Annotated in this window: 29 protein-coding genes and 1 pseudogene; 13 read left to right on the top strand and 17 right to left on the bottom strand. The window is 72.4% G+C overall.

The window, feature by feature from the left end; all coding sequences use genetic code 11:
- Nucleotides 1–123: 123 nt before the first annotated feature.
- Nucleotides 124–1,293, bottom strand: a complete 1,170-nt coding sequence (gene hsaA, locus AB0L75_RS35765; RefSeq protein ID WP_365189741.1) for a 3-hydroxy-9,10-secoandrosta-1,3,5(10)-triene-9,17-dione monooxygenase oxygenase subunit — start codon at nucleotides 1,291–1,293, stop codon at nucleotides 124–126.
- Between the two features lie 181 nt (nucleotides 1,294–1,474).
- Here hsaA and AB0L75_RS35770 point away from each other — a divergent pair, with 181 nt between their 5' ends.
- Entirely contained in the window at nucleotides 1,475–2,350 is an 876-nt protein-coding gene (locus AB0L75_RS35770) for an IclR family transcriptional regulator (protein WP_365189744.1), read from the top strand.
- 291 nt (nucleotides 2,351–2,641) lie between these two features.
- Here AB0L75_RS35770 and AB0L75_RS35775 read toward each other — a convergent pair whose 3' ends face one another.
- The 11 genes from AB0L75_RS35775 to AB0L75_RS35825 all read right to left on the bottom strand — a co-directional run bounded on the left by AB0L75_RS35775 (nucleotide 2,642) and on the right by AB0L75_RS35825 (nucleotide 11,201).
- Nucleotides 2,642–3,085, bottom strand: a complete 444-nt coding sequence (locus tag AB0L75_RS35775; protein ID WP_365189747.1) for an SRPBCC family protein — start codon at nucleotides 3,083–3,085, stop codon at nucleotides 2,642–2,644.
- Nucleotides 3,086–3,105: 20 nt separating this feature from the next.
- Nucleotides 3,106–3,327 carry an SDR family oxidoreductase gene (locus tag AB0L75_RS35780; RefSeq protein WP_365189749.1) on the bottom strand — a complete coding sequence of 74 codons (222 nt, stop codon included), beginning with the start codon at nucleotides 3,325–3,327 and terminating at the stop codon, nucleotides 3,106–3,108.
- Nucleotides 3,324–3,836 carry an SDR family NAD(P)-dependent oxidoreductase gene (locus AB0L75_RS35785; protein ID WP_365189751.1) on the bottom strand — a complete coding sequence of 171 codons (513 nt, stop codon included), beginning with the start codon at nucleotides 3,834–3,836 and terminating at the stop codon, nucleotides 3,324–3,326. Before AB0L75_RS35785 ends, AB0L75_RS35780 begins: the two co-directional genes overlap by 4 nt.
- Before the next feature lie 28 nt (nucleotides 3,837–3,864).
- The gene (locus AB0L75_RS35790) at nucleotides 3,865–4,899 is read right to left on the bottom strand and encodes a ferredoxin--NADP reductase (protein ID WP_365189753.1); all 1,035 of its coding nucleotides are present in this window, start codon (nucleotides 4,897–4,899) and stop codon (nucleotides 3,865–3,867) included.
- Nucleotides 4,892–5,119, bottom strand: coding sequence for a hypothetical protein (locus tag AB0L75_RS35795; RefSeq protein WP_365189755.1), 228 nt, complete (start codon nucleotides 5,117–5,119; stop codon nucleotides 4,892–4,894). The genes AB0L75_RS35790 and AB0L75_RS35795 overlap by 8 nt, the downstream gene beginning before the upstream one ends.
- Before the next feature lies 1 nt (nucleotide 5,120).
- Nucleotides 5,121–6,275: a Rieske 2Fe-2S domain-containing protein gene (locus AB0L75_RS35800; protein ID WP_365189758.1), complete on the bottom strand. Its 1,155-nt coding sequence runs from the start codon at nucleotides 6,273–6,275 to the stop codon at nucleotides 5,121–5,123.
- Between the two features lie 56 nt (nucleotides 6,276–6,331).
- Nucleotides 6,332–7,363 (bottom strand): 4-hydroxy-2-oxovalerate aldolase, encoded by a 1,032-nt coding sequence (dmpG, locus tag AB0L75_RS35805; protein WP_365189831.1) that lies wholly within the window; start codon nucleotides 7,361–7,363, stop codon nucleotides 6,332–6,334.
- Between the two features lie 17 nt (nucleotides 7,364–7,380).
- Nucleotides 7,381–8,301: an acetaldehyde dehydrogenase (acetylating) gene (locus AB0L75_RS35810; RefSeq protein WP_365189761.1), complete on the bottom strand. Its 921-nt coding sequence runs from the start codon at nucleotides 8,299–8,301 to the stop codon at nucleotides 7,381–7,383.
- 7 nt (nucleotides 8,302–8,308) lie between these two features.
- The gene (locus AB0L75_RS35815; protein ID WP_365189763.1) at nucleotides 8,309–9,091 is read right to left on the bottom strand and encodes a 2-keto-4-pentenoate hydratase; all 783 of its coding nucleotides are present in this window, start codon (nucleotides 9,089–9,091) and stop codon (nucleotides 8,309–8,311) included.
- A 378-nt stretch (nucleotides 9,092–9,469) separates the two neighbouring features.
- A complete protein-coding gene (locus AB0L75_RS35820; RefSeq protein ID WP_365189765.1) occupies nucleotides 9,470–10,384 on the bottom strand; it encodes an SDR family oxidoreductase in 915 nt (304 codons plus the stop codon).
- A gap of 34 nt (nucleotides 10,385–10,418) precedes the next feature.
- Nucleotides 10,419–11,201, bottom strand: a complete 783-nt coding sequence (locus tag AB0L75_RS35825) for an SDR family oxidoreductase (RefSeq protein WP_365189768.1) — start codon at nucleotides 11,199–11,201, stop codon at nucleotides 10,419–10,421.
- 78 nt (nucleotides 11,202–11,279) lie between these two features.
- Here AB0L75_RS35825 and AB0L75_RS35830 point away from each other — a divergent pair, with 78 nt between their 5' ends.
- Genes AB0L75_RS35830 through AB0L75_RS35870 form a run of 9 tightly spaced genes read left to right on the top strand, consistent with a single transcriptional unit; the run spans nucleotide 11,280 to nucleotide 17,802 of the window.
- Nucleotides 11,280–12,038, top strand: a complete 759-nt coding sequence (locus AB0L75_RS35830) for an enoyl-CoA hydratase family protein (RefSeq protein WP_365189771.1) — start codon at nucleotides 11,280–11,282, stop codon at nucleotides 12,036–12,038.
- Complete coding sequence (locus AB0L75_RS35835) at nucleotides 12,035–12,901, top strand: CoA-transferase (protein WP_365189774.1); 867 nt, start codon at nucleotides 12,035–12,037, stop codon at nucleotides 12,899–12,901. Before AB0L75_RS35830 ends, AB0L75_RS35835 begins: the two co-directional genes overlap by 4 nt.
- Nucleotides 12,898–13,662, top strand: a complete 765-nt coding sequence (locus tag AB0L75_RS35840; RefSeq protein WP_365189776.1) for a CoA-transferase — start codon at nucleotides 12,898–12,900, stop codon at nucleotides 13,660–13,662. The genes AB0L75_RS35835 and AB0L75_RS35840 overlap by 4 nt, the downstream gene beginning before the upstream one ends.
- Nucleotides 13,659–14,723 (top strand): nitronate monooxygenase, encoded by a 1,065-nt coding sequence (locus AB0L75_RS35845; RefSeq protein WP_365189778.1) that lies wholly within the window; start codon nucleotides 13,659–13,661, stop codon nucleotides 14,721–14,723. The genes AB0L75_RS35840 and AB0L75_RS35845 overlap by 4 nt, the downstream gene beginning before the upstream one ends.
- A gap of 44 nt (nucleotides 14,724–14,767) precedes the next feature.
- Nucleotides 14,768–15,685 carry a tyrosine-protein phosphatase gene (locus AB0L75_RS35850; protein WP_365189781.1) on the top strand — a complete coding sequence of 306 codons (918 nt, stop codon included), beginning with the start codon at nucleotides 14,768–14,770 and terminating at the stop codon, nucleotides 15,683–15,685.
- 49 nt (nucleotides 15,686–15,734) lie between these two features.
- Nucleotides 15,735–16,652 carry an LLM class F420-dependent oxidoreductase gene (locus AB0L75_RS35855; protein ID WP_365189783.1) on the top strand — a complete coding sequence of 306 codons (918 nt, stop codon included), beginning with the start codon at nucleotides 15,735–15,737 and terminating at the stop codon, nucleotides 16,650–16,652.
- Entirely contained in the window at nucleotides 16,649–16,981 is a 333-nt protein-coding gene (locus AB0L75_RS35860; RefSeq protein WP_365189786.1) for an NIPSNAP family protein, read from the top strand. The genes AB0L75_RS35855 and AB0L75_RS35860 overlap by 4 nt, the downstream gene beginning before the upstream one ends.
- Nucleotides 16,978–17,577, top strand: coding sequence for a Dabb family protein (locus AB0L75_RS35865; RefSeq protein WP_365189788.1), 600 nt, complete (start codon nucleotides 16,978–16,980; stop codon nucleotides 17,575–17,577). Before AB0L75_RS35860 ends, AB0L75_RS35865 begins: the two co-directional genes overlap by 4 nt.
- Before the next feature lie 36 nt (nucleotides 17,578–17,613).
- The gene (locus tag AB0L75_RS35870; protein ID WP_365189791.1) at nucleotides 17,614–17,802 is read left to right on the top strand and encodes a VOC family protein; all 189 of its coding nucleotides are present in this window, start codon (nucleotides 17,614–17,616) and stop codon (nucleotides 17,800–17,802) included.
- Here AB0L75_RS35870 and AB0L75_RS35875 read toward each other — a convergent pair.
- The 5 genes and pseudogenes from AB0L75_RS35875 to AB0L75_RS35895 form a co-directional block, all read right to left on the bottom strand.
- Nucleotides 17,798–18,028: pseudogene (locus AB0L75_RS35875) on the bottom strand (FAD-binding protein); the annotation flags it as partial. The gene AB0L75_RS35870 and the pseudogene AB0L75_RS35875 overlap by 5 nt on opposite strands.
- Nucleotides 18,028–19,185, bottom strand: coding sequence for an acetyl-CoA C-acetyltransferase (locus AB0L75_RS35880; protein ID WP_365189794.1), 1,158 nt, complete (start codon nucleotides 19,183–19,185; stop codon nucleotides 18,028–18,030). The gene AB0L75_RS35880 and the pseudogene AB0L75_RS35875, both read right to left, overlap by 1 nt.
- Before the next feature lie 31 nt (nucleotides 19,186–19,216).
- On the bottom strand, nucleotides 19,217–19,831 hold the full coding sequence (locus tag AB0L75_RS35885; protein ID WP_365189796.1) for a TetR/AcrR family transcriptional regulator: 615 nt from the start codon (nucleotides 19,829–19,831) through the stop codon (nucleotides 19,217–19,219).
- A 15-nt stretch (nucleotides 19,832–19,846) separates the two neighbouring features.
- Nucleotides 19,847–20,641, bottom strand: a complete 795-nt coding sequence (locus tag AB0L75_RS35890) for an SDR family oxidoreductase (RefSeq protein WP_365189799.1) — start codon at nucleotides 20,639–20,641, stop codon at nucleotides 19,847–19,849.
- The gene (locus AB0L75_RS35895; RefSeq protein WP_365189801.1) at nucleotides 20,638–21,804 is read right to left on the bottom strand and encodes an acyl-CoA dehydrogenase family protein; all 1,167 of its coding nucleotides are present in this window, start codon (nucleotides 21,802–21,804) and stop codon (nucleotides 20,638–20,640) included. The genes AB0L75_RS35890 and AB0L75_RS35895 overlap by 4 nt, the downstream gene beginning before the upstream one ends.
- 46 nt (nucleotides 21,805–21,850) lie before the next feature.
- On the opposite strand from AB0L75_RS35895, the gene AB0L75_RS35900 reads away from it, so the two are divergent.
- Genes AB0L75_RS35900 through AB0L75_RS35910 form a run of 3 tightly spaced genes read left to right on the top strand, consistent with a single transcriptional unit; the run spans nucleotide 21,851 to nucleotide 24,968 of the window.
- Complete coding sequence (locus AB0L75_RS35900) at nucleotides 21,851–22,723, top strand: enoyl-CoA hydratase (RefSeq protein WP_365189804.1); 873 nt, start codon at nucleotides 21,851–21,853, stop codon at nucleotides 22,721–22,723.
- Nucleotides 22,723–23,892, top strand: a complete 1,170-nt coding sequence (locus AB0L75_RS35905; protein WP_365189807.1) for an acyl-CoA dehydrogenase family protein — start codon at nucleotides 22,723–22,725, stop codon at nucleotides 23,890–23,892. The genes AB0L75_RS35900 and AB0L75_RS35905 overlap by 1 nt, the downstream gene beginning before the upstream one ends.
- The gene (locus AB0L75_RS35910; protein WP_365189810.1) at nucleotides 23,892–24,968 is read left to right on the top strand and encodes an acyl-CoA dehydrogenase family protein; all 1,077 of its coding nucleotides are present in this window, start codon (nucleotides 23,892–23,894) and stop codon (nucleotides 24,966–24,968) included. The genes AB0L75_RS35905 and AB0L75_RS35910 overlap by 1 nt, the downstream gene beginning before the upstream one ends.
- Nucleotides 24,969–25,204 lie beyond the last annotated feature (236 nt).

The raw sequence follows: 25,204 nt of genomic DNA on the forward strand, positions 1-25,204 counted from the left end.
CCCATAGTTCTCGATCGGGTTGCCGCTGGTTCTCGGCCGGGTTGCCGCAGGACGCGCCGAAGCAGCCACGCGTGCGGTGGAAGGTGGCGGGCGAAACCCGGTCCGGCGGCCGGGCCCCGGGGTTCACACCACGGGGTCGTCGACGTCGAGGCCGAGCGCGTCCTTGCCGAACAGGGCGAGCGCCCGCTCCACGTCGTTGGCCGTGTGGCCGCGGCCCGTGTGCACGTCCCGCCAGGCCCGCTGCAGAACGCTGCCGGGCTCGCGCATGGGTCCGCCGCCGGCGGTCTGCATCAGCAGGTCCACGGCGTCGACCGCGCGCTCGGTGGCGAGCACCTGGTCCCGGCGGGCCCGGGTGCGCAGGGACATCGACGGCTGCCCGCCGCCGCGCGCGACCGCGTAGAGGTCCTCGATGTTGCGGGTGAGCTGCAGCCAGGCAGCGTCGATGTCGCCGGCCGCGCGGGCGATGCGCACCTGCGCGAAGGGGTCCTCGACGGCCTTCTGCCCCAGCGAGTCGCGCGGCCGCCCCCGGGTGGCCTCGACGTAGGACTCGTAGGCGCCCTCGGCGATGCCGACGATCGCGGTCGAGACGGCGGTGGTGAACACGGCGGCGTACGGCAGCCGGTACAGCGGCTCGGCGTTGACCTCGTGGCCCGGGCAGCTCAGCGCGCCCATGGGGCCGTAGCCGAGGGTGCGGTGCCCGGGGACGAAGGCGGCGTCGACGACGATGTCGTTGCTGCCGGTGCCGCGCAGGCCGACGGTGTCCCACACGTCGTCCACCCGGTAGTCGGCGCGCGGCACCAGGAAGGTGGGCATGTCGACCGGCCGCCCCTCGTCGTCGGTGACGAGGCCGCCGAGCAGGGCCCAGCGGGCGTGGTCGCAGCCGGCGGAGTAGTGCCAGCGGCCGGAGAGCCGGTAGCCGCCGGCGACCGGGGTGACGGTGCCGGTGGGGGCGTACGAGGAGGCGATCAGGGCCTCGGGGTCCGGGCCCCAGACCTCCTCCTGCGCCCGCCAGTCGAACAGGGCCAGGTGCCAGTTCTGGACGCCGAGGACGGCGGCGACCCAGCCGGTCGACCCGCATGCCTTGGCGATCTCCTTGACCGCGGCGTAGAAGACGGCCGGATCGGCGGCCAGTCCTGTGTGCGCCGCGGGCCGGAGCAGCCGGAAGAACCCGGTCGCCGCGAGTTCCTCGACGGAGCCGTCGGGCACGCGCCGCAGGGCCTCGGTCCCGGTGGCACGCTCGCGCAGGACGGGGGCGAGGTCGCGGACGGCCGCGAGCACATCGTCGTCACGCATGCGCATCCTCCCTCTCAAGTCCTCCGGTCGTCCTGGGTGACGTGGTGGGAACCTACGCGTTACTGTTCCGAAACGAAATACCTTCTTCCCAGCACGTGGGATTCCCTGGCACTCTCCCCGCAAGACCGGAGGCTACGCCGTGGGCCGGGGGCCGCGGCCGTCCGCGCAGGAGTGAGGTTCGATGACGGCCCACATTGTCGAGACCGGGTTTCCGCCGCCTTCGCTGCTCGAGAAGGCGGCGAAGGTACTGAGCACGTTCCAGAGCGCGGAACCCCGGCTCACCCTGACCGAGGTGGTACGGCGTTCCGGGCTCCCGCGGTCCTCCGCGCACCGCATCCTCGACCAGCTCGTGCAACTGCGCTGGCTGGAGCGCGAGGGACGCGACTACCGGCTGGGCATGGGCATGCTGGAGCTGGGCGCCCTGGCCTCGCACCACAACCGGCTGCGCCGGGCCGCCCTGCCGCATCTGCACGCGCTGCACGAGTCCACCAGCCATCTGGTGCACCTCACCGTGCTCGACGGCACCGAGGTGGTGTACCTGGAGCGGATCGGCGGGTCGGACGACTCCGGCGTGCCGTCGCGGGTGGGCGGGCGGCAGCCGGCGTACTGCACGGCGGCCGGCAAGGCGATCCTGGCCTTCGCGGACCCCGCGCTGGTGGAGCAGGTGGTAGGCCAGGGGCTGCGCCCGAGGACGTCCCGCACCGTCACCCGCCCCGAGACCTTCCGCACGGAGCTGGCTCGGGTGCGGGAGCGCGGGGTCGCGTTCGACCACGAGGAGGCCTTCCGCGGGGTCTCCTGTGTGGCCGCGCCGCTGCGCGGTGCGGGCCGGGCCATCGCCGCGATCTCGGTGTGCGGCAACGGCACCCACCGGGAGCTGGAGCGCATCGCACCCGCCGTGCTCGGCACCTCGCGCTCGGTGTGGCAGGCGATGTTCGGGCCGGGACGGCAGAAGCGGAAGCCGACGGCGCGGCCGTCCGGCGGGGGGTCCGCGCCCGGGGTGCCGCAGCCGGCGATGGACAACATGATGGCTTGGCTGCGGTTCAGCGAGTGGATGTGACCGAGCGGACGCGACGTCGGGAGCTTGGCTGAGACGCCGGGCGCGGGGACGTGAGGGCAGGCCCGGGGACGTGACGCCCGGCGCGTGGCTGTGACGTCGGGTGTGTGGACGTCACGCCGAGCGCGCGGCTGTGACCTCGGGCATGTGGACATCTTGCCGAGCGCGTAGACGTGACGCGGCGAAGTGCTTGACGCGCTCCGCCGGCCCCCGGGGACGTCCTCACCAGGGGCCGGCGAAGGGCCGTGTCAGCCCCGGTGAAGCAGTCACCAGGGGCTCGGCGGCGCGTCCGTATCAGCGCCCGGCGAAGCGGGCCCGCAGGGCGTCGAGGCCCGTGCCGTAGCTGCCGTCGCCGAAGAGGGACTCCACCTGTGGCACCACCTCGTCAGCGGCCCGGTACGCGGCGGACCACCGGACCTCGGTGCCGTCGGCGTGGGGGTGTGCGGCGAGCGTCGCCACGTAGTCGCCGACTGGCAGCGGGACCGGGTCGAGAAGGGTGTCGCGGTAGCGGCGGGCGCCGGCATCGCGATCCAACAGGCGCTCGCGGGCCACGACCTGCCCGTCGATCACGAAGACCCTCACGGCACCGGGCACTTCGGGATCGGCGTCGTCCTCGACGGTGGACGGCGGCACGTACGGATGCCAGTCGGCGAGGCCGCCGAAATCGCCGATCACCGCCCACACCGCGTCGACAGGGGCCGGAAGGACGGCGGAGCGCTCGATGGTGCGGGGGTTCATGGCCATCTCCTCGCCGCTCCTCACCAGACGCCGTCGCCGCGCAGGACGGCGTCGGCGCCGCCGTCGGCGAAGACGACCTGTCCGGTCACATGGGTGTTCTCGGGCGAGGTCAGCCAGGCGAGCAGCGGGGCGAGCTGCTCGGGGCGGGCGTGGCCGTGCAGCGGCATCGGCACGCTCTGCTCGACGAGCCGGCGCATCTCGGGGTCGGCCAGCAGGGGCTGGGTCAGGGGCGTGAGGATCACGCCGGGGGCGACGGCGTTGAGCGGGATGCCCGCGCCGGCCCAGTCGTCGGTGACGGCCGAGCGGCGGACCCAGCGCGGTCGACGGCCGCCTGCGCGGCGGTGACCGCCGCCGTCTCGTCCCCGGCGAGCGCGGCGTCCACGATCGCGGGGTCGGTCGGGTGCACGGAGTCGATGGAGCCGATGACCAGGGCGCGTGGATCGGTGCCGGCGGCCAGCAGCGGGCGCAGACCCGCGAGCGTGGCCACGGCGCCGAAGTGGTTGACCCTGACGGTGAGCGGGTCGAAGTGGGCGATCCCCGCGCAGGCGATGACGGCATCGAGGCGGCCGTCGCTCAACTCGCGGGCGCGGCTGACGAGTTCCGACCGACCCTCGGCGGTGGACAGGTCGGCCGCGATGTCGCTGTCCTTGAGGTCGGCCCCGATGACGGTGTGCCCTTGCGAGCGCAGGAGGGCCGCGGTCGCCTCGCCGATGCCGGAGGCGGCGCCGGTGACGAGACAGGTACGGGGCATGGTGTGCTCCCTCGTGAAGGCTTACGGGTCAGGAGTAGGTGATCTCGACCTGGCCGGTCAGGGGAACGGCCTGGCAGGCCAGCACATAGCCCTCGGCGATGTCCTCGTCGTCCAGGACGTCGTTGCGGAGCATCTTCACCTCGCCGGTGACGACCCGGCAGGTGCAGGCGCTGCAGGAGCCCTCCCGGCAGGAGTAGGGGGCGTCCACGCCGGCGGCGAGGAGGACGTCGAGCAGCGGGGTCCCGGACGGCCAGGTGACCGTGTGGGTCTCGCCGTCCAGCTCCACCTGCGCCGTGCTGCCCTCCCCGGCCGCTACGGGCTCCGGTTCGGGGGTGTCGAAGACGTCCCCGCTGAGCGAGAAGAACCGCTCCCGGTGGATGCGGTCGCCCGGGGCGCCGAGGGCGCGCAGGGACTCCTCGACCGCGTCCATCAGCGGTCCGGGCCCGCAGACGAAAGCCTCGCGCCCCGCATACGGGGCGAGCACCGCGGCCAGCCGGTCGACCCGGGGCAGGCCCTGGAGCGACTCCAGCCAGTGGAGCACCAGCAGCCGACCGGGGTGCTCCTCGGCCAGCGTGCGCAGCTCGTCGCGGAAGATGACCGAGGTCTCGTCGCGGTTGGCGTACAGGAGCAGCACCTGCCCCTGCCCGCGCGCCAGGGCCGACTTGGCGATGGACAGCACCGGGGTGATGCCGCTGCCGCCCGCGACGAGCAGCAGGTCGCAGTCGAGGGTGTCCGGTGTGAAGGTGCCGGCCGGGGGCAGCACCTCCAACTCGTCGCCCGCCGTGACCCTGTCGCACACCCAGTTGGAGCCGTGTCCGCCGGCCACCCGCTTGACGGTGACCTTCAGGGGCTCACCGGTGTGCGGCGAGCTGGCGAGGGAGTAGCAGCGGGCGGCCGGCCTCCCGTCCGCCCCGGGCAGCTTCAGGGTGAGGAACTGCCCGGGCCGGTAGGAGGTGAAACGGTCCGCGCTCTCCGGCGGTGCCTGGAGCACCAGGGAGCGGGCGTCGTCCGTCTCGGCGATCACTTCGGTGACGCGCAGCCGGTGGGTGCGTGGCTCAGCCATCGGCCACCTCCAGCAGACCTTCCTCGACCGCCGCGTCGATGCTCGTTCGCAGCGCTTGACAGGCCCTCACCCGGCCGGCCAGCTCGCCCTGGGCGACCCGGGCACGGATCTGCGGGCAGACCTCGGTGGCCTCGTCGGTCCACTGGATCTGGGTGTGGGCCATGCTGAACTTCTCGCACAGGACCTGGTTTCCGCAGGTGCGGCACTCCACCGGCTGCATCTCAGCCTCCGGGCCGACCGGCCTGTTCGGCCTGGTAGCGTGCCATGTTCTCCTCGACCTCCTGGCGCCAGGCCGCGGTGGCCCGGGTGGTGTCGATCTCGAACTCGAAGCGCTGCGTCATCTCGTCCTTGACGTCGGCGGCGTCGACGTAGAACTGCTCGTACCAGCGGCGCAGTTGATAGACCGGGCCGTCCTCCTCGGAAAGCAGCGGGTTGTCGATCTTCGCCTTGTTCTTCCAGATCTCGACGTCCTGCCCGAAGCCGACGGCCAGGCCCTCGGAGGTGAGCCGGGCTGCGTCGGCGGCCTGCTCGTCGGTCATGCCGGGCAGCTTCTTGACGATCGCGCCGTACTGGAGCATGAAGCTGTTCTCGTCGATCGGGTAGTGGCAGTTGATGAGGATGCTCTCCATCTCCAGGCCGCCGCCGACGTCGCTCCACAGCTTGTCGATCATGTACGACGGGCCGTGGTAGGAGGCGTCGGAGCGCAGGCCGCCCCCGGTGCTGAGGGTGCCCAGGTCCACGTCGCCGCGCGGCTCGCTCTGCATGTACTGGGTGGCGACATGGCCTTCGAAGACGTTCTTGAAGTACGTCGGGAAGGCGTAGTGGACGTAGAAGAAGTGGGCCATGTCCACGACGTTGTCGACGATCTCCCGGCAGTGGGAGCCCTCCACCCGGAGGGTCTTCCACGTCCAGTCGCTCCACTCGTCGCTGTCCACGCCCTCGATGCGCGGGATGGTGACGCCCTCCGGGGGCGGGTTGCCCTCGGGGTCGTGCCAGACGTAGAGCTGCTTGTTCTCCTCCAGGGTCAGCCACGCGCGGGTGCGGGCGCGCGGCGGGACCCGGCGGGCGTAGGGGATGTCGGCGCAGCGGCCGTTGCCGGACCAGCGCCAGTCGTGGAACGGGCAGGCGACGGTGTCGCCCTTGACGGAGCCGCGCGCGAGGTTGCCGCCCATGTGGGGGCAGTAGGCGTTGAGGACGTGCAGTTCGCCGTCCTCGGCACCCTGGAAGACCACCAGTTTGGTGCCGAAGGCCTCGATCTCGTGCGGCTTGCCGTCCTTGAAGGTGTCGGCGAGGCCGAGGCAGTGCCAGCCGCGGGCGAAGCGCGCCGGCGGGGCGGCGGCCTCGATGACCCGGTACTCCTCGTTGATCGCGGTCATGGTGTCCCTCCACTTCCTTGTGGTGACGGTGGATCGGTGGCGGCTCGGTCGTGTGCTCAGCGCCGGCCGGCGAGTTCCACGGCGATGTCGATGAGCTGGTCCTCCTGGCCGCCGACCAGGCGGCGCTCGCCGGCGCGCAGGAGGATCTCGGCGCCGGAGACGCCGTAGCGCTCGGCCTGCCGGTAGGCGTGCTTGAGGAAGCTGGAGTAGACCCCGGCGTGGCCCATCAGCAGGGCCAGCCGGTCGAGTTGGCATTCCTCGTCCATCACGGGGCGGACCACGTCCTCCGCCGCGTCGATGATCTTCAGGACGTCGATGCCGGTGCGGATGCCCATCTTGGCGCAGACCGCGACCAGCGCCTCGACGGCGGTGTTGCCGGCGCCCGCGCCGAGGCGGCGGGTGGAGCCGTCGATCTGCAGGGCGCCCGCCTTGATGGCGGCGATGGAGTTCCCGGTCCCGAGGGCGAGGTTCTCGTGTCCGTGGAAGCCGACCTGGGCGTCGTCGCCGAGTTCGGCGACCAGCGCCTCGACCCGGTCCGTCACGTCGTCCATCACCATGGCGCCGGCCGAGTCGACGACGTACACGCACTGGCAGCCCGCGTCGGCCATGATGCGGCCCTGCGCGGCCAGCGTCTCGGGGGTCGTGGAGTGGGCCATCATCAGGAACCCGACGGTCTCCAGCCCCATCTCCCGTGCCAGCCCGAAGTGTTGTACGGAGATGTCGGCCTCGGTGCAGTGGGTGGCGATCCGGCAGACGCTCGCACCGTTGCCGTGGGCGGCGCGGATGTCGTCCTTGACGCCGAGTCCGGGCAGCATCAGGAAGGCGATCCTCGCCTGCTTCGCGGTGTCCACCGCGATCTCGATCAGTTCCTGCTCGGGCGTCCTGGAGAAGCCGTAGTTGAAGGACGAGCCGCCGAGCCCGTCGCCGTGCGTGACCTCGATGACGGACACGCCGGCGTCGTCGAGCGCGGCGACGATGCCGCGCACGTCCGCACCGGTGAACTGGTGGCGCTTGGCGTGCGATCCGTCGCGCAGCGAGGAGTCCGTGACCCGGATGTCGAGCGTGTCGGAGTACGCCTTCACGGGCATCGCCGTCTTCTGGGTGCTCACGCGATGATCCCCTTCGCGAACTCCTCGCCGACCTTGGTGGCGGCGGCGGTCATGATGTCGAGGTTTCCGGCGTACGGCGGCAGGTAGTCGCCCGCGCCCTCCACCTCCAGGAAGATCGCGACCCGGGCCGTTCCGCCGTTCTCGGGGCGCGCTTCGTCGAACTGCGGCTCGGTGCGCAGCCGGTAGCCGGGCACGTAGGAGGCGACCTGCTCGGCGACTTCCTTGACCGACTGGGCGATCGCGGCGCGGTCGGCGTCCTCCGGGATCGCGCAGAAGACCGTGTCGCGCATGATGACCGGCGGCTCGGCGGGGTTGAGGATGATGATCGCCTTGCCGCGTTCCGCGCCACCGATGGTCTCGATGCCGCGCGAGGTGGTGCGGGTGAACTCGTCGATGTTCGCCCGGGTTCCGGGGCCGGCCGAGACCGAGGCCACGGATGCGACGATCTCGGCGTAGGAGACGGGGACGACCCTCGAGACCGCATACACCATGGGGATGGTGGCCTGACCGCCGCAGGTGATCATGTTGACGTTGGGCCGGCCGAGGTGTTCGCGCAGATTGGCGGGCGGCACGACGGCGGGGCCGACAGCGGCCGGCGTCAAGTCGACTGCCCTGATGCCGAGTTCGGCGTAGCGGGGGGCGTTGACGCGGTGGACGTAGGCGGAGGTGGCCTCGAAGACGATGTCGGGCAGCTCGTCCTGGGCGAGCAGCCAGTCGACGCCTTCGTGGCTGGCCTCCAGGCCGGCCTTGCGGGCGCGGGCCAGGCCCTCGCTGTCCGGGTCGACGCCGATCATCCAGCGGGGCTCCACGAACTCGGAGCGCCGGAGCTTGTACAGCAGGTCCGTGCCTATGTTGCCGGACCCGACGATGGCGGCGGTGGCCTTGGGCCGGGTGGTGTGGGAGGTCGTGTTGGTCATCGTCACCTCAGCTGAACGAGAGGGAGACCGAGCCCAGCCCGGTGAACTCGGCGGTGAAGGTCTGTCCGGCCGCCACGTCGACGGCGCGGGTGCACGAGCCCGGCAGCACCACGTGCCCCTTCTTCAGGGGCACGCCGAAGCGCGCGACCGTGCGGGCGAGCCAGGCGACGGAGACGGCGGGGTCGCCGAGCACGGCGTCGCTGCGGCCCTCGGCCAGCAGTTCGCCGCCGCTGGTCAGCCACGCGTCGATCGCTTTCAGGTCCAGCTCCCGGGGGGCGCGGCCCTCACCGATGACGTATCCGGCGGAGGAGGCGTTGTCGGCGATGGTGTCGGCGATGGCGATACGCCAGTCGCGGATGCGGCTGTCGATCAACTCCAGGGCCGGGACGACCCGTTCGGTGGCTGCCAGCACGTCGGCCGGGCTGCAGCCCTCGCCGGGCAGGTCGTCGCCGAGCACGAAGCCGACCTCGACCTCGACGCGGGGGCAGCAGTAGCGGCTGACCGGCACGGGCGTGTCGGCGCGCAGCTCCATGTCGTCGAGCAGGTGGCCGTAGTCGGGCTCGTCCACCCCCATCATGCGCTGCATGACGGGGGAGGACAGGCCGACCTTGTGGCCGCGCACCTCGGCCCCGGTGGTGACGCGGTGCCGGATGTTGACGAGCTGGATCTCGTACGCGTCCTCGGTGTCGATCTCGGGGTAGGTCTCGGTCAGCGGGGCGACCGGCTGCCGGCTGTGCTCGGCCGAGCGCAGGATCTCCGCCGCGCGCTGCCTCTGGGAGTCGGTGAGCATGGGGTCCTCTACGGGGCGTTGGGCTGTCCCGGGAGGCTAAGCGGGCCGCTCTCGGAGGAGGGAGCCGGAATTCCCGCTGACCGGGAAACGTACGGCGGGTGTGTGGCAGCGGGCTTCCGGCCTGGTGAGGTGCGGGCATCGCGGGGAGCGCTCGAAGCGGTGCGCTGCGGGCGCATTCCGTGGGTTCAGGCGGCAACGGCCACCCGGAACCGGATCGGAGCCGGAGAGGTGCCCCCGGCAGGCGCGTGGGTCCCGCGGTGAGCATCCCTGCCGGTGCGATCGTCATTCGACACGGCCGGAGTCCGGCCACTGTCCGGCCACCCCACCACGTCACAGCCACCCGCCCGCCTCGGGTGCCCCGCCCTCAAAATCCCACGCTCACCGCGCCCCGTACACCGGCTGCGGCGCCTCCGCGGCGGCCAGCAGCTTCAGGGCCGTCTCTCCGGCCTCCGCCGGCGTCCAGCGAGCCCCCTTGTCCGCCGTCGGCCCGCGGCGCCAGCCCTCCATCACGGTGATGCGGCCGGCCTCGGCCTCGAAGACGCGGCCGGTCACCCCGGCGGAGGCGGTGGAGCCCAGCCAGACGACGAGGGGGGAGACGTTCTCCGGGGCCATGGCGTCGAATCCGCCGTCCCCGGGGGCGGCCATGGCGTCGGCGAAGGTCTGCTCGGTCATGCGGGTGCGGGCGGCGGGGGCGATGGCGTTGACCTGGACGCCGTAGCGGGCCATCTCGGCGGCGGCGACGAGGGTCAGGCCGACGATCCCCGCCTTGGCGGCGGAGTAGTTGCCCTGACCGACGCTGCCCAGCAGGCCCGCGCCGGAGCTGGTGTTGATCACGCGCGCCTCGGGCGTACGGCCCGTCTTCGCTTCGGCACGCCAGTGGGCGGCGGCGTGCTTCAGCGGCAGGAAGTGGCCCTTGAGGTGCACGCGCATCACGGCGTCCCAGTCGTCCTCGTCGAGGTTGACGAGCATGCGGTCGCGCAGGAATCCGGCGTTGTTGACGAGGGTGTCCAGGCGGCCGAAGGCGTCCAGGGCGGCGGCGATGAGCGAGGCCGCGCCCTCGGAGGTGGCGATGTCTGAGCCGTGGGCGACGGCCTCGCCGCCGAGCGCGCGGATCTCGTCGACGACCTGCTGGGCGGGGCTCGCGGAGGCGCCCGAGCCGTCGAGCCCGGCGCCGAGGTCGTTGACGACGACCTTGGCGCCCTCCGCGGCGAAGGCCAGGGCATGGGCGCGGCCGAGTCCGCGACCGGCCCCGGTGACGACGGCGACACGTCCGGTGCACAGTCCGTTGGTCATGGCGGTGAGTGTCCTTTCGTTGAAACGAGTGAAGTCAGGAGCCGTGGTTGACCGTCGCGGCGTCGAGGAACGCGGGCCGCTCCCCTCCCCCGTGCACCAGCAGGCTGGCGCCGGTGATGTACGCGGCGCGTTCGGAGGCGAGGAAGACGCAGGCGTCGCCTATGTCGGCGGGGTCGGCGAGCCGCCCGAGCGGGACCGTGCCGGCGACGGCGGCGATGCCGGCCTCGTCCCCGTAGTGCAGATGGGACAGCTCGGTGCGGACCATGCCGGGCACGACCGTGTTGACCCGAACCCGCGGCGCCCATTCCACGGCCATGGAGCGGGCCAGGTGGTCGAGGCCGGCCTTGGCTGCGCCGTAGGGGGCGGTCCCGGGTGACGGGCGGGTGCCGCTGACGCTGCCGATCATGATGATCGAGCCGCCGCCGGGCTGGTCGCGCATCACCCCGTACGCGGCGAGCGAGGCGGTCAGGGGGGCGACGAGGTTCAGTTCGACGACCCTGGCCGCGCTCTTCGCCTCGGTGTCCGCGAGCAGGCGGAACGGCGTCCCGCCCGCGTTGTTGACCAGGGTGTCCAAACGCCCGTGCGCACGGCGCACCTGCTGGAAGAAGGCGCCGGCCGCGTCCGCGTCGCGCAGGTCGAGCGGGACGAACCGGGCCGTCCGCCCCTCTGCCTCGACCGGCTGGTCCGGCTCCCTGCGCGCGCAGGTCACGACGTCCGCCCCGGCGGCGAGCAGGGCGCGGGCGATGCCGGCCCCGACGCCCCGCGTACCGCCGGTGACGACGGCGACGGTTCCGGCGAGATCGATGATCGCTGCCAATTCACACCTCCCGCAGCGCGCGGACCGCTGCTATCTTCCACCTAACAAATGTTTGGTGGAAAGGTAGCTGATCTGCTCATGGGTGTCTCCACCTCCGCCCCCGAAGCGGGCATCGCCGTCGTCACCGTGGACTTCCCCCCGGTCAACGCCCTCCCCGTACAGGGCTGGTACGACCTGGCCGCCGCGGTGCGCGCCGCCGGGGCCGACCCGAAGGTGCGCTGTGTGGTGCTCACCGCCGCCGGCCGGGGCTTCAACGCCGGCGTCGACATCAAGGAAGTGCAGCGCGACGCCGGGCACGACGCCCTCATCGGCGCCAACCGCGGCTGCTACGAGGCGTTCGCCGCGGTGTACGACTGCGAGGTCCCCGTGGTCGCCGCCGTGCACGGCTTCTGTCTGGGCGGCGGCATCGGCCTGGCCGGCAACGCCGACGCCGTCGTCGCCAGCAACGACGCGACCTTCGGGCTGCCCGAACTGGACCGAGGCGCGCTCGGCGCGGCCACGCATCTGGCCCGGCTGGTCCCCCAGCATCTGATGCGGACGCTGTACTACACCTCGCGCACCGTCACCGCGCAGGAACTGCGCCGGCACGGCTCGGTCTGGCGGGTCGTCCCGCGCGAGCGGCTGCTGGAGGCGGCGCTGGAGCTGGCCCGGGAGATCGCAGCCAAGGACGGCACCCTGATCCGGCTCGCCAAGGCCGCGATCAACGGCATCGACCCCGTCGACGTCCGCCGCAGCTACCGCTTCGAACAGGGCTTCACCTTCGAGGCCAACCTCAGTGGTGTCGCCGACCGCGTCCGCGACACCTTCGGCACCGACAAGGAGGCGCAGGACTCGTGAGCGTCGACAAGAGGACGACCCTCGAGGAGGTCGTGTCCCGGCTGCGCAGCGGCATGACGATCGGAATCGGTGGCTGGGGCTCCCGGCGCAAGCCGATGGCCCTGGTGCGCGCACTGCTGCGCTCGGACATCACGGACCTGACCGTCGTCTCCTACGGCGGCCCCGACGTCGGCCTGCTCGCCGCCGCCGGGAAGATCCGCAAGCTGGTCGCGGCCTTCGCCACCCTCGACTCCATCCCGCTGGAGCCGCACTTCACGGCGGCCCGGCAGCGGGGCGCGTTCGACATGGTGGAGCTGGACGAGGCGATGTTCATGTGGGGGCTGACGGCCGCCGCGAACCGGCTGCCGTTCCTGCCGGTCCGGGCGGGTCTCGGCTCGGACGTGATGCGGGTCAATCCTCATCTGCGCACGGTCACTTCGCCGTACGCGGACGGCCAGGAACTGGTCGCGGTCCCGGCGCTGCGGCTGGACGCCGCCCTGGTCCACCTCAACCGCGCCGACGCGCAGGGCAACGGCCAGTACCTCGGCGCCGACCCGTACTTCGACGACCTGTTCTGCGAGGCCGCCGACCAGGCCTACGTCTCCTGCGAGCGGATCGTGGACACCGCGGACCTGCTCAAGGAGGCCGGCCCGCAGAGCCTGCTGGTCAAGCGCGCGTTCGTGGGCGGCGTCGTCGAGACCCCGAACGGCGCCCACTTCACCTCCTGCGCCCCCGACTACGACCGCGACGAGGCGTTCCAGCGCGCCTACGCCCAGGCCGCCCGCGACCCGGAGGCCTGGCGGGCCTTCACCGACCGGTTCCTGACCGGCGACGAGGACGCCTACCAGGCCGCGGTGGCGGCGTTCCACAAGGAGGAAGCATGATCACGACGCAGGCGACCCGGGCCGAGTACTGCGTGGTGGCCTGCGCCGAGGCCTGGCGCGGCGCGGGCGAGGTGCTGGCCAGCCCGATGGGCACGGTCCCGATGATCGGGGCCCGGCTGGCGAAGCTCACCTTCTCCCCCGAGCTGCTGCTGACCGACGGCGAGGCGCTGCTCATCGCCGACGTCCCGGCGGTCGGCGCCAAGGCGGAGGTGGTGGAGGGCTGGCTGCCGTACCGCCAGCACCTGGCGCTGGTCGCCACCGGGCGGCGGCACGTGATGATGGGCGCGAGCCAGCTCGATCGCCACGGCAACCAGAACATCTCCTGCGTCGGCGACTGGGCCCGGCCCACCCGCCAGCTGCTGGGCGTGCGCGGCGCGCCGGGCAACACCCTGAACAACCCGACCAGTTACTGGGTGCCCCGGCACTCGGCGCGCGTGTTCGTCGAACAGGTCGACATGGTGTGCGGCGTAGGCCACGACCGGGCCGCCGCGGCCGGCCCCTCCGCCACCCGCTATCACCGCATCGCGGACGTCATCACCGACCTCGGCGTCTTCGACTTCGAGACCCCGGACCGCACGATGCGGCTGCGCTCGCTGCACCCCGGTGTCACCGTCGAACAGGTCGCCGAGGCCACCGGTTTCGCGCTCACGATCCCCGCCGAGGTGCCCTGCACCCGCGAACCCACCGACGAGGAACTGCGGCTGATCCGCGAGGTCGTCGACCCCGAGGGGCTGCGCGACCGCGAGGTGCGCCCGGCATGACGGACGTCAGGATCGAAACCCCACTGACCAAGCTGGTCGGGGTACGGCACCCCGTCGTGCAGACCGGGATGGGGTGGGTGGCGGGCCCCCGCCTGGTGTCGGCCACCGCGAACGCGGGGGCGCTCGGCATCCTCGCCTCGGCCACCATGACCGTCGAGCAGCTGCGTTCCGCCGTACGCGAGGTCAAGTCCCGCACGGACGCGCCCTTCGGCGTCAACCTGCGCGCGGACGCCGGGGACGCGGCCGAGCGGGTACGGATCATCATCGACGAGGGGGTGAGGGTCGCCTCGTTCGCGCTCGCGCCCTCCCGGGAGCTGATCGCCCGGCTCAAGGACGCCGGGGTGGTCGTGATCCCCTCCATCGGCGCCAAGCGACACGCCGAGAAGGTCGCCGGATGGGGTGCCGACGCGGTGGTGGTGCAGGGCGGCGAGGGCGGCGGCCACACCGGCAGCGTCGCCACCACCGTCCTGCTGCCGCAGGTCGTGGACGCCGTCGACATCCCGGTGATCGCGGCCGGCGGCTTCCACGACGGCCGCGGTCTGGTTGCCGCGCTGGCCTACGGCGCCGCCGGGATCGCCATGGGCACCCGCTTCCTGCTCACCTCCGACAGCACCGTCCCGGACGCGGTCAAGGCCGCCTACCTGGCCGCCTCCGTCCAGGACATCACCGTCACCGCCAAGGTCGACGGCCTGCCGCACCGGATGCTGCGCACCGACCTGGTCGACGCGCTGGAGCGCTCGGGCCGGACCGCTTCCCTGCTGCGCGCGGTGCGCCACGCGGCGGCCTTCCGACAGGACTCCGGGCTGAGCTGGCCACAGATGGTCCGCGACGGCCTCGCCATGAAGCACGGCAAGGAACTGACCTGGAGTCAGATCCTGCTGGCCGCCAACACCCCCATGCTGCTCAAGGCCTCGATGGTGAACGGCCGCACCGACCTCGGTGTGATGGCCGCCGGCCAGGTCGCCGGGCTCATCGACGACCTGCCGTCGTGCGCCGAACTCGTCGACCGGGTCATGACCGAGGCACGGGCCGCGCTCGGCGGTCTGCCCGCAGCGAACTGAAGGTTCTCGCGTAACCCCCTTTCCTCCCCTCCGGAGTTGGTCCCGTGCCTGCTGCCCGAATCCGCCGTACGACCTCCGTACTCTCCGTCCTGGCCCTCGGCGCCCTGCCCACCCACGCGACGGCCGAGACCACGGCACAGCCCGCCGTCACGACCGCGTACGACGACAACGCCACCGTCCACCGCATCGTGCTCCAGGGCGCGGTCAACGTCCGTGACCTCGGCGGATACCGCACCGACAAGGGCCGCCAGGTCCGCTACGGCGAGGTGTTCCGGTCCGACGCGCTCGGCAAGCTGACCGAGGCGGACGTCTCGACGCTCGCCGCGCTGGACCTGCGTACGGTCGTCGACTTCCGCGTGCCGCTGGAGGTGCAGCGCGACGGTGCCGACCGCCTCCCGGCGGGCGCAGCCGTGACCTCCCGGCCCGTGGACGACCTCGGGCTGTACGCCACGACCATGGCGGTGATCGGCTCCAGGGACCCGGTCAGGCAGCAGGAGTTGCTCGGTGACGGGAGGGCGGAGGAGCTGATGCGCTCCATCTACCGCACCTTCGTCACCAGCCCGGACAGCCGCGCCCAGTTCGCCGCGACCCTGCGCGACCTCGCGGACAAGCGGTCCCCGCTGCTCTACCACTGCACCTCCGGCAAGGACCGCACCGGCTGGCTGAGCTATCTCCTGCTGCGCGCCCTCGGCGTCCCGGAGACCACCGCCACCGGCGACTACCTGCTCTCCAACGACTTCCGCGCCGCGGCCGACCTCAGGACGCGCGAAGGTCTGAAGCAGGCCGGCCTGATGCAGAACCCGGACCTGCTGATCCCGCTCCAGGAGGTCCGCGAGGACTACCTCGACGCGGCCCTCGACCAGGCCGAGCGGGACTACGGCAGCCTCGACGGCTACCTCACCGAGGGCCTCGGCCTGGACACCTCGACCCTGGCCAGGCTGCGCGCGCGGCTGCTCAAGTGACAGCCGTTCCAAGCGACTTGGCGACTCAGCCAGTCAAGGACCGCACCCCATGCTCCGACTCGGAATGATGGCACCGTTCAGCGACGGCCTGATCACCTCCGGCGGCTTTCTCCGCGATCTCGCGGGCACCCTGGAGGAATGCGGCGTCGAGTCGCTGTGGACGGTCGAGCACATCGTGATCGCAGACAGCTACGAACCCCTCTACCCCTACTCGCCGGACGGCAGGATACCGGGCGCCTCCGCTGCCGTGCCCATGCCCGACCCGTTGGAGACCATCGCCTACCTCGCGGGCGCCTCGGACACTCTGCGCTTCGGCACCGCGATGATCGTCGCTCCGCTGCACAGCCCGGTGACGCTCGCCAAGCGGGCAGCGACGATCGACCGCCACTCCAGGGGCCGGCTGATGCTGGGACTCGGCATCGGCTGGCAGAAGGAGGAGTACGCCGCCGTCGGCGTGCCCTGTCAGGACCGCGGGCGGCGCCTGGAGGAGTGCGTCGGCGCGATGCGCGCACTGTGGGCGACCGGGCCGGCGTCGTACCACGGACGGCACGTCTCCTTCGACGGGCTGCACTCGCTGCCGCGGCCGGAGAGCGGCGCCGTACCGGTCGTCCTCGGCGGCAACAGCGATCCGGCCGTACGGCGCGCCGGCCGCATCGGCGACGGCTGGTTCCCGTACACGATCGGCCCTGAGGACTTCGCCCGCCGGACCGGTCTGCTGCGCGAGGCCGCGCGCGCGGCGGGCCGGGCCGAGGACGCGGTGGAGATCACCGTGTGGCCGGGATCCTTCGACCGCGCACGCGAATCCCACCCGGCGTGGGTGAGCGGCTTCACCGACGCCGGCGCCACCCGCCTCGTCATCGCACCCCGGATACGGGGAGCGGACGGGCTGACGGGTCCGCGCGGTCTCGCCGCGCTGCGGGACCAGATCGACCGTTTCCGCACCGAGGTCCTGGAGAAGCTCTCGTGAACGGGGTTCAGATCATCGACACCGTGGTCCTCCCGGGCGACCGGGTCGCGCCCTGGCTGCGGGAGTGGCGCACCGGTTATCTCCCCGGCGCCCGTGCGCGGGGCATGGTCGCGGAGCGCGTCTGGCGCAGCTGGACCGGCCCGGACACGGCGGCCGTGCGCGTGCTGTGGTCGCTGCCGGACAGCGGCTCGTTCTTCGCCGCACGCGCGGCGGCCGGCGCCGACCCCCGCATCGCGGAGTTCTGGGCGCGTACCGACGAGCTGGCCCTCAGCCGGGAGCGGCATGTGCTGGATCCGGTCGACCTCGGCGAGGAAGGAGTGGCGGCATGACCCGTTGGGTGTCCCTGCTGCCGGCGGAGGGGGCCGAGGCGTATCCGTCGGCGGTCGCGGTCCCGGGTGTGTCCGCGTCCTCGGCCGCCCCCGACCTGCCGGGCAGTTTCGGCGGCGCCGGAGGCACCTGGGATCTGACGGCAGATCAGCCGCCCGCCCGGGTCGCCGCCGCGCTCAGCCTGCCCGAGCCGCTCGAGACGGTGGCGCTCGCCCCCGTACGCGCGCGGACCATCCCCCTGCCGCCCGGCCCGCGCGTGAAGCGCACGCTGCTGCTGGCCGTCCGGCCCACCGCGCCCGAGAACCTCGTCGCCCACCTGGAGCGGGACCTGCTCGCCATGCCCGAGCACATCTCCACCATCCGGTCCTGGGCGCTCAGCCGCGTGGACCAGGCACTCACGCCGTCCCGTTGGACCCATGTGTGGGAGCAGGAGTACGTGGACGTCGAGGGCCTGACCGGTGAATACCTCGGCCACAGCTACCACTGGACCTGCGTGGACCGCTGGTTCGACGGCGAGGTGCCCGGCGCGGGGATCGTCGAGCCACGGCTGGCGCATGTCTTCCGCTGGGCCGATGCCCCGATGCTGCCGGACGGCTGATACACGACTCCAGAACCGACCCGAACGGCACCGTCCATGCCGATCCACCGGCTCAACCACGCCGTCCTCTGCGTCTCCGACCTGGCGCGCAGCACCGCGTTCCACCACGACGTGCTCGGCTTGCGGCCGCTGCCGGGCGGCTTCCCCGGCGCCGTCTTCCTCCAGGCGGCGCGCAGAAGCGGCGCAGTACGGCGCCGGAGACGACCCCGGCGGTCTCCGCCCTGAGGTAGGCGTACATGGCCTCGGGGGTGTCCTCGACCCCGGCCGCCTTCTGCTGCGGGGTGCCTCCGCCCGCGTACACGACGCCGCCGCTGAGGGCGGTGGCGCCGCCGCCCGTGAACCGGTCGAGGGCGAGGACGCCGGCACGGGCGTCCGCGGCCTGGACGGCCGCGGAGGCGCCGGCTCCGCCGAAGCCCACGACGGCGACGTCGGTCTCGGCGTCCCAGCCCATCAGAGGCGCTCGATGATGGTGACGTTGGCCTGTCCGCCGCCCTCGCACATCGTCTGCAGGCCGAACCGCCCACCGGTGCGCTCCAGTTCGTGCAGCAGGGTGGTCATCAGCTTGGTGCCGGTGGCGCCGAGCGGGTGGCCGAGGGCGATGGCGCCGCCGTTGACGTTGACCTTCTCCGGGTCGGCGCCGGTCTCCTTCAGCCAGGCCAGCACCACGGAGGCGAAGGCCTCGTTGATCTCGACCAGGTCGATGTCGTCGAGCGTCATCCCGGCCTTCTTCAGCGCGTACGCCGTGGCCGGGATCGGCGCGGAGAGCATGCGGATCGGGTCCTCGCCGCGGGCGGAGAGGTGGTGGATGCGGGCGCGCGGGGTCAGCCCGTGCTCGCGTACGGCCCGCTCGCTCGCGATGAGCATCGCCGAGGCGCCGTCGGAGACCTGGGAGGAGACGGCGGCGGTCAGCCGGCCGCCCTCGACGAGCGGCTTCAGCCCGGCCATCTTCTCCAGGCTGGTGTCAGGGCGCGGGCCCTCGTCGCTGGTGACGTCGCCGTACGCGACGATCTCCCGGTCGAAGCGGCCCTCGTCGATGGCGCGGATCGCCCGCTGGTGCGAGCGCAGCGCGAACTCCTCCATGTCCCTGCGGGAGATGTCCCACCGCTCGGCGATCAGTTCGGCGCCGTGGAACTGGTTGACCGGCTTGTCGCCGTAGCGGGCACGCCAGCCCACGGAGCCGGCGTACGGGCCCTCGGTCAGCCCGAGCGGAAGGGCCGCCTGACGGCTGGCGAAGGCGATCGGGATCATCGACATGTTCTGCACGCCGCCCGCGACCACCAGGTCCTGGGTGCCCGACAGCACTCCCTGCGCGGCGAAGTGCAGGGCCTGCTGGGAGGAACCGCACTGGCGGTCCACCGTCACCCCTGGCACCTCCTCGGGCAGCCCGGCGGCCAGCCAGCAGGTGCGGGCGATGTCGCCGGCCTGCGGCCCGACGGTGTCCAGGCAGCCGAAGACGACGTCCTCGACGGCGGCCGGGTCCACGTCCGAGCGGTCCATCAGCGCCTTCAGTACATGGGCGCCGAGGTCGGCGGGGTGGACGGCGGCGAGTCCACCGCCTCGCTTGCCGACGGGGGTGCGTATCGCGTCGACGATGTATGCCTCGGACATGCCTGCTGCTCCTTGTTGGTCGGTTCATGTGTCATTCGCGGACGGCGATGCCCTCCAGCACCATCGACAGGTACTGGCGGGCGATCTCCTCGGGACCGCGCCTTCCGCCCGGCTGGTACCAGGACGCGGCGACCCAGACGGTGTCGCGCACGAAGCGGTAGGTCAGCCGGATGTCCAGGTCTGCGCGGAACTCCCCCTGTGCCACGCCGCGCTCCAGGGTTCCGAGCCACGCCTTCTCGAACTTCTGCTGGGAGTCGGCGAGGTAGTGGAAGCGCGGCTGGCTCTGGAGGTGCCTGGATTCCTTCTGGTAGATGGCGACGGCGGCTAGATGCCGGTCGATCCCCCGGAAGGACTCGGTGACGAGGGCCTCGAGGGTCTGCCGTGGACCGAGCCCGGCGGCCAGCACGGCGTCGTACCGGCCCCACAGTTCGTCCAGGAAGGTGGAGAGGATCTCGTCGAGCATCGACTCCTTGGAGTCGAAGTGGTAGTAGAGGCTGCCCGCGAGCATCCCCGCCTCGTCTGCGATCTTGCGGACGGTGGTGGCGTTGTAGCCCTGCGCGGCGAACACGTCGGCCGCGGTCGCCAGCAGTTCCTCGCGCCGCTCGGGCGACGGGGTCACGGTGGTCTTCTTGCTGTTCTTCGGCACCGGGTCATTCTCGCCTCAGGGATGCTGGCTGCTGACCGAGAGGACCTCTCCGGTCAGGTACGAGGAGTAGCCGCTGGCCAGGAAGACGATGACGTTGGCCACCTCCCACGGCTCCGCGTAGCGGCCGAAGGCCTCACGGGAGGTCAACTCCTCCAACAGCTCGGGCGTGGTGACCTTCACCAGGTGCGGATGCATGGCCAGGCTGGGTGATACGGCGTTGACCCGTACGCCGTACGCGGCGGCCTCCAGCGCGGCACACCGGGTCAGCGCCATCACCCCGGCCTTGGCCGCCGCGTAGTGCGCCTGTCCCTGCTGCGCCCTCCAGCCGATCACCGAGGCGTTGTTGACGACGACTCCCCCGGCGCCCGCCGCCCTCATCCGGCGCAGCGCGGCCCGGGTGCAGCGGAAGGTGCCGCCCAGGGTGACGTCGAGGACCTTGTCCCACTGCTCGTCGGTCATGTCGACGAGGTTCGCGGTGCCGCCGAGCCCGGCGTTGTTCACCACGATGTCGAGCCTGCCGTGGCGTTCCTCGGCGAGGTCGAACAGGGCGCCGACCTGGGTCTCGTCGGTGACGTCGCAGGGCAGCGACGCCACCCGGTCCGCACCGAACTCGGCGGCCAGCTCGGCCTCGGACTCCTTCAGCCGGCGGGCGTGCGCGTCGGATACGACGACGTCGGCGCCCTCCTCCAACAGCCGCCGGGCGGTCGCCCCGCCGATGCCGGCGCCCGCGGCGGCGGTGACGACGGCGGTGCGACCGGCGAGCAGTCCGTGACCCGGCACATACGGCGGGTGCGCGGTGGGTGTGGTCACGGGCGGGCCTCCTTCGGCAGGCCGAGGACGCGCTCGGCGATGATGTTGCGCTGGATCTCGTTCGACCCGGCGTAGATGGTGTCGGAGCGGGAGAAGAGGAACAGCCGCTGCAAGTCGGTGAGGTCGTACGGCTCACCGGCCGCGAGCATGCCGTCGGCGCCGCAGACGTCCATGGCGAGTTCGCCCAGCTCGCGGTGCCAGGCTGCCCAGAAGATCTTCCCGATGGACGCCTCGGGACCCGGCGCGCCCGCCGCCACGCCCTCCAGCATCCGCAGGGCGTTGAACCGTATGGTCTCCAGGCCCACCCAGGCCCGGGCGAGCCGGTCGCGGATCAGCGGGTCGGCGGCCGCGCCGTTGCGCTCGGCCAGCTCGATGATGGCCTCCAGCTCGCGGCGGAAGCCGACCTGCTGGCCGAGGGTGGAGACCCCACGCTCGAAGCCGAGGGTGGCCATGGCCACCTTCCAGCCGTCGCCCGGAGCGCCCACGATGTTCCCGGCACAGGTGCGGGCCCCCTCGAAGAACACCTCGTTGAACTCGGAGGTGCCGGTCAGCTGGATGATCGGCCGGACCTCCACAGCGGGCTGGTCCAACGGCACCAGCAGATAGGACAGCCCCTGGTGCCGGGTGGAGCCCGGCTCGGTGCGGGCGACGACGAAGCACCAGTCGGACTCGTGCGCCAGTGAGGTCCAGATCTTCTGGCCGGTGACGACCCAGTCCTCGCCGTCCCGCTCGGCCCGGGTGCGCACGTTCGCCAGGTCGGATCCGGCGTCCGGCTCGCTGTAGCCCTGGCACCACAGTTCCTCCACGGCCACGATCGGCGGGAGGAACCGCTCGCGCTGCTCGGGTGTGCCGAAGGCGATCAGGGTGGGACCGAGGAGCTGTTCACCGATGTGGTTCACGCGGGCGGGGGCGTCCGCGAGCGCGTACTCCTCGTGGAAGGCGACCTGCTGTTCCAGGTTCGCTCCCCGGCCGCCGTACTCCTTCGGCCAGCCCACGCAGGTCCAGCCGGCGGCGGCCATGTGCCGCTCCCATGCCAGGCGTTCGGCGAAGGCCTCGTGCTCCCGGCCGGGTCCGCCGCTCCCGCGCAGGTCCGCGCACTCACCTGTCAGGTTGCCCCGCAGCCAGGCGCGGATCTCGGTGCGGAACTCCTCGACGCTGCTCATGGCCGTACGTTAACCTACCAAACACTTGTTAGGGAAGGAGGGGCCGATGTCCGCTGCCCACGACGGAGCCCAGGCGCCGGTGCTCTATGAGAAGCGGGGCCCGGTCGCGACCGTCACCATGAACCGGCCCGACTACCGCAACGCCCAGAACTCGGCGATGACCTACGCCCTGGACCGCGCCTTCTACCGCGCGGCCGACGACGACGAGGTCAAGGTCGTCGTCCTCGCCGGCGCGGGGAAGCACTTCTCCGCCGGACACGACATCGGCACCCCGGAGCGGGACGCCCAGCTGCCGTTCGACCGCAGAGCCGGGCTGTGGTGGGACCACTCGGACAAGGCGGGCGCCGAGAGCCGCTTCGCCCGCGAGTCCGAGGTGTATCTGGGCATGTGCCGCCGCTGGCGCGAGTTGCCGAAGCCGGTGATCGCCTCGGTGCAGGGCGCGTGCGTCGCGGGCGGGCTGATGCTCGCCTGGGTCTGCGACCTGATCGTCGCCTCCGACGACGCGTTCTTCGCCGACCCGGTGGTGCGCATGGGCATCCCCGGAGTCGAGTACTTCGCCCACCCGTGGGTGATGCCGCCGCGGATCGCCAAGGAGTTCCTCTACACCGGCGACCGGATGAGCGCGCAGCGGGCGTGCGAGGTCGGCATGGTCAACCGGGTGGTGCCACGCGAGGAACTGGCGGACCGCACCGCGGAGTTGGCGCAGCAGGTCGCCGAGATGCCACGCATGGGCCTGGCATTGACCAAGCGCGCGGTCAACCAGGCGGAGGACCTGCAGGGGTTGCACACCGGTCTGGACTCGGTCTTCGGCCTGCACCACCTCGCCCACGCGCACAACGCCGAGACCGCCGAGGACTCCCTCGGCGGCATGGACATCCGCGCCATGCGCGAGGCCGGCCAGAAGGAGGCCGGTGCCTGATGGACCTGGACTTCACCGCCGCCGAGGACGCCTTCCGTGCCGAGGCGCGCGCCTGGCTCGCCGCCCATGTCCCCGACGCCCCGCTGCCCTCCCTGGAGACGGCCGAGGGCTTCGCGGCCCACAGGGAGTGGGAGTGCACGCTGTCCGCCGACCGCTGGTCGGTGGTCTCCTGGCCCGAGGAGTACGGTGGCCGTGCGGCCACCACCTTCGAGTGGCTGATCTTCGAGGAGGAGTACTACGCCGCCGGCGCGCCCGGGCGCGTCAGCCAGAACGGCATCAACCTCCTCGCCCCCACCTTGTTCGAGCACGGCACGGCCGAGCAGCGCGCCCGCGTCCTGCCGACCATGGCGAGCGGCGAGGTGATCTGGGCCCAGGCCTGGTCCGAACCGGAGGCCGGCTCGGACCTCGCCTCGCTGCGCTCCACCGCCGTACGGACCGACGGCGGCTGGCTGCTGAACGGCCAGAAGACCTGGTCGTCACGGGCCGCGTTCGCCGACCGCGCCTTCGGCCTGTTCCGCAGCGAGCAGGGCACCGCCAGGCCGCATCAGGGCCTGACGTACGTGATGTTCCCGCTGGACGCGAAGGGCGTGACCGTACGGCCCATCGGGCGGCTCGACGGCAAGCCCGCCTTCGCCGAACTCTTCCTCGACGGCGTCTTCGTACCCGACCGGGACGTCATCGGCGAACCCGGACAGGGCTGGCGGGTGGCGATGAGCACCGCCGGCAACGAGCGCGGGCTCACGCTCCGCAGCCCCGGCCGATTCACCGCTTCCGCCGACCGCCTCACCGCCTTGTGGCGCGAGGGGGCCGACCCCGCCGACACCGCGCTGCGCGACCGGGTGGCCGACGCGGTGATCGGCGCCCGCGCCTACCAGCTGTTCACCTACGCCAACGCCTCCCGCCTCGCCGCGGGGGGATCGATCGGCCCGGAGTCGAGTCTCAACAAGATCTACTGGTCCGAGTTGGACATCGCACTCCACGAGACCGCCCTCGACCTGCTCGGCCCCTACGGCGAACTCTCCGAAGAGGCCGACGAGGCGCCCGCCCACGGCAGTTGGGCCGAGGGCCACGTCTTCTCCCTCGCCGGTCCCATCTACGCCGGGACCAACGAGATCCAGCGCGACATCATCGCCGAGCGGCTGCTCGGCCTGCCGAAGGGACGCCGGTGATGCGGTTCCTCCTCGACGACGAGCAGCGGGAGTTCGGGCGTACGCTGGACGGCCTGCTGACCAGCGCCGGCACTCCGGCGATCGCCCGGGCCTGGGCGGCCGGCGACACCGCGCCCGGCCGCGCCCTGTGGGCCCGCCTGGCCGAGACCGGTGTCTTCGCCCTCGCCGTACCCGAACGCCACGACGGCCTCGGCCCCCTCCCCCTCGAACTCGCCCTCGCCTTCACCGAACTGGGCCGCCACACGGTACCGGGCCCGGTCGTGGAGACGGTGGCCGTGGCCGCCCTCCTCGACCACTTGGACGACGGTGACGTGACGGGAACGTGGCTCCCGCAGATCGCGGCGGGCAAGGTGGTCGCCTCTCTTTGCACGCGGAGCAGGAGCGATGCCGCCAAGGGGCGCGGGGAACCGCGCGAGCAACCCCCCGACACCCGCGGACGGCGTCGAACCCCACGCACCCCTGAACCGGCCGGCCCCTACGCCCTGGACGCCGACGCTGCCGACGCCGTCTTCGTCGTCGACGGCGACACCCTGAGTCTGGCCGACGGGCACGGCCCGATCCAGCCGTCCCTCGACCCGACCCGCCGCCTGGCCCGACCCCACGGCGGAACCGTCCTCGCCCAAGGGCCCCGCGTTCTCGCCGCAGCCGCACGCGCCGCCGATGTCGCCGCGCTGACCACCGCCGCCCAGTCCCTGGGGCTGGGCCGCGCCCTCCTCGCCCACACGGTCGACCACGTCCGCCGGCGCACCCAGTTCGGCGTCGCCATCGGCTCCTTCCAGGCGGTCAAGCACCGCCTCGCCGACACGCTCCTCGCCCTGGAGTTCGCCCAGCCGCTGCTGCACGCCGCGGCCCTCGCGCTGGCCGCGGAAGACCCGGCCGCCGGCCGGGAGATCGCCGCGGCGAAGGTCACCGCGGGTGAGGCGGCGTACACGGCGGCCCGCACCGCCCTGCAACTCCACGGCGCCGTCGGCTACACCGACGAGCTCGACCTCTCCCTGTGGATGCGCAAGGCGCGCCCCCTCCGGGACGCCTGGGGCACCCCCGCCGACTGCCGCGCCCGCGTCCTTGCCCCCTGAGCCCCCCCCTTCACCGTCGCTCCCAGATGGTGGGGTCGGCGATGTACGCGCCGCTGGGCCCGCTGCTGTCCGAGCTGTTCAGCACCCGGGTCCGCTGCACCGGTGCCTGCCTGGGTTACCAGCTCGCCGCCCCAGACCCGCAGCCGGGATCTCAGGGAGGAGGTCGAGGCCCTCACCGCGTCGAACTCGCCCGTGAGCGCGACGCATATGACGTCCTGGCGACGGCCCGGGCCCGC

Source organism: Streptomyces sp. NPDC052101 (genome assembly GCF_040680235.1).
In the GTDB taxonomy this organism is placed as follows: domain Bacteria; phylum Actinomycetota; class Actinomycetes; order Streptomycetales; family Streptomycetaceae; genus Streptomyces.

Coding starts and splice junctions, on each gene's coding strand:
- hsaA (WP_365189741.1), bottom strand. CDS start 1,293: ATGCGTGACGACGATGTGCTCGCGGCCGTCCGCGACCTCGCCCCCGTC.
- AB0L75_RS35785 (WP_365189751.1), bottom strand. CDS start 3,836: ATGCCCCGTACCTGTCTCGTCACCGGCGCCGCCTCCGGCATCGGCGAG.
- AB0L75_RS35865 (WP_365189788.1), top strand. CDS start 16,978: ATGACCCGTTGGGTGTCCCTGCTGCCGGCGGAGGGGGCCGAGGCGTAT.
- AB0L75_RS35840 (WP_365189776.1), top strand. CDS start 12,898: ATGATCACGACGCAGGCGACCCGGGCCGAGTACTGCGTGGTGGCCTGC.
- AB0L75_RS35775 (WP_365189747.1), bottom strand. CDS start 3,085: ATGAACCCCCGCACCATCGAGCGCTCCGCCGTCCTTCCGGCCCCTGTC.
- AB0L75_RS35895 (WP_365189801.1), bottom strand. CDS start 21,804: ATGAGCAGCGTCGAGGAGTTCCGCACCGAGATCCGCGCCTGGCTGCGG.
- AB0L75_RS35830 (WP_365189771.1), top strand. CDS start 11,280: ATGGGTGTCTCCACCTCCGCCCCCGAAGCGGGCATCGCCGTCGTCACC.
- AB0L75_RS35770 (WP_365189744.1), top strand. CDS start 1,475: ATGACGGCCCACATTGTCGAGACCGGGTTTCCGCCGCCTTCGCTGCTC.
- AB0L75_RS35855 (WP_365189783.1), top strand. CDS start 15,735: ATGCTCCGACTCGGAATGATGGCACCGTTCAGCGACGGCCTGATCACC.
- AB0L75_RS35790 (WP_365189753.1), bottom strand. CDS start 4,899: ATGGCTGAGCCACGCACCCACCGGCTGCGCGTCACCGAAGTGATCGCC.
- AB0L75_RS35810 (WP_365189761.1), bottom strand. CDS start 8,301: ATGACCAACACGACCTCCCACACCACCCGGCCCAAGGCCACCGCCGCC.
- AB0L75_RS35910 (WP_365189810.1), top strand. CDS start 23,892: ATGCGGTTCCTCCTCGACGACGAGCAGCGGGAGTTCGGGCGTACGCTG.
- AB0L75_RS35845 (WP_365189778.1), top strand. CDS start 13,659: ATGACGGACGTCAGGATCGAAACCCCACTGACCAAGCTGGTCGGGGTA.
- AB0L75_RS35880 (WP_365189794.1), bottom strand. CDS start 19,185: ATGTCCGAGGCATACATCGTCGACGCGATACGCACCCCCGTCGGCAAG.
- dmpG (WP_365189831.1), bottom strand. CDS start 7,363: ATGCCCGTGAAGGCGTACTCCGACACGCTCGACATCCGGGTCACGGAC.
- AB0L75_RS35815 (WP_365189763.1), bottom strand. CDS start 9,091: ATGCTCACCGACTCCCAGAGGCAGCGCGCGGCGGAGATCCTGCGCTCG.
- AB0L75_RS35900 (WP_365189804.1), top strand. CDS start 21,851: ATGTCCGCTGCCCACGACGGAGCCCAGGCGCCGGTGCTCTATGAGAAG.
- AB0L75_RS35870 (WP_365189791.1), top strand. CDS start 17,614: ATGCCGATCCACCGGCTCAACCACGCCGTCCTCTGCGTCTCCGACCTG.
- AB0L75_RS35795 (WP_365189755.1), bottom strand. CDS start 5,119: ATGCAGCCGGTGGAGTGCCGCACCTGCGGAAACCAGGTCCTGTGCGAG.
- AB0L75_RS35800 (WP_365189758.1), bottom strand. CDS start 6,275: ATGACCGCGATCAACGAGGAGTACCGGGTCATCGAGGCCGCCGCCCCG.
- AB0L75_RS35905 (WP_365189807.1), top strand. CDS start 22,723: ATGGACCTGGACTTCACCGCCGCCGAGGACGCCTTCCGTGCCGAGGCG.
- AB0L75_RS35820 (WP_365189765.1), bottom strand. CDS start 10,384: ATGACCAACGGACTGTGCACCGGACGTGTCGCCGTCGTCACCGGGGCC.